Raw genomic sequence first — 1,126 nt, forward strand, 5'->3', positions numbered from 1 at the left:
GCTGGTCGAGGTGAGTCTGGTGGGGGTGCCTATGCAGGGACTGGCTCGGGTGGAGGTGGTGGGGGGCGGGTCTTAGCCTCACGTGCCCTCACCCTCCCACGCTTTGCGTGGGCCCCTCCCTCTCCCCCAAGGGGAGAGGGGTTTTAGGGTCCCTCTCCCCTTGGGGGGAGAGGGAGGGAGGAGCCGTCAGGCGACGGGAGGGTGAGGGGTGGTTGGGACGGGGGCGTTGGCCTCGCGTGCTCCGCACCCACACACGGTTTTTCAGGCGTCCTTCGGGGCGCCTTTTTTTGTTTCTGGTGAGGAGATGGACATGACGGTGATGGATCGGCCGATGCTGGAGGGGGCGGCGCCCTTGGGCGCGTTTGCGGGGTTCGTGCGGAGTGGTGCGACGATCGAGATGAAGGCGTTTACCGGGGTCTCGGGCGATGCGGGCGGCTATGCGGTGCCGCGCGAGGTGGATGCGCAGATCGATGCGGTGCTCAAAGGTATCTCGCCGATCCGGGGGATCGCCAATGTCGTGAAGGTGGGCAGCGCGGGGTATCGCAAGCTGGTCACGACGGGGGGCACGCCGTCCGGCTGGGCGGCGGAGAATGCGGCGCGGCCCGAGACGGCGACGCCGGTGTTCGTCGAGATCGTGCCGCCGACCGGCGAGCTCTATGCCAATCCGGCGGCGAGCCAGGCGATGCTCGACGATGCGGCGTTCGACGTCGAGGCGTGGCTGGCGGGCGAGATCGCGATGGAATTCGCCAAGGCGGAAGGCGCGGCGTTCGTCGGCGGATCGGGCAGCGGGCGGCCCAAGGGGTTCCTGACGCAGCCGACCGCGGCGACCGCGGACGGGACGCGGGCGTTCGGGACGCTGCAATATCTGGCCTCCGGGACGGCGGGGGATTTCTCGGCGAGCCCGCAGGAGCGGCTGATCGACCTCGTCCAGGCGCTGCGCGCGCCGTATCGGCAGGGGGCGAGCTTCGTGATGAATGCGAGCACGCTGGCGCGGATCCGCAAGTTCAAGACGAGCGACGGGGCGTTCGTGTGGGCGCCGTCGCTGGCGGCGGGGCAGCCGGCGACGTTGCTCGGCTATCCGGTGATCGAGGCGGAGGACATGCCGGACATCGCGGCGAATGCGCTG

General features: G+C 69.7%; 1 protein-coding gene. It reads left to right on the forward strand.

Translation table 11 applies throughout. The features are described from left to right. Window positions 1–310: 310 nt before the first annotated feature. Window positions 311–1,126: phage major capsid protein (locus sphsw_RS15960; RefSeq protein ID WP_042467544.1), on the forward strand; the 816-nt coding region annotated here is incomplete at its 3' end.

It is taken from the genome of Sphingomonas sp. FUKUSWIS1 (assembly GCF_000733135.1).
In the GTDB taxonomy this organism is placed as follows: Bacteria; Pseudomonadota; Alphaproteobacteria; order Sphingomonadales; family Sphingomonadaceae; genus Sphingomonas; species Sphingomonas aerolata.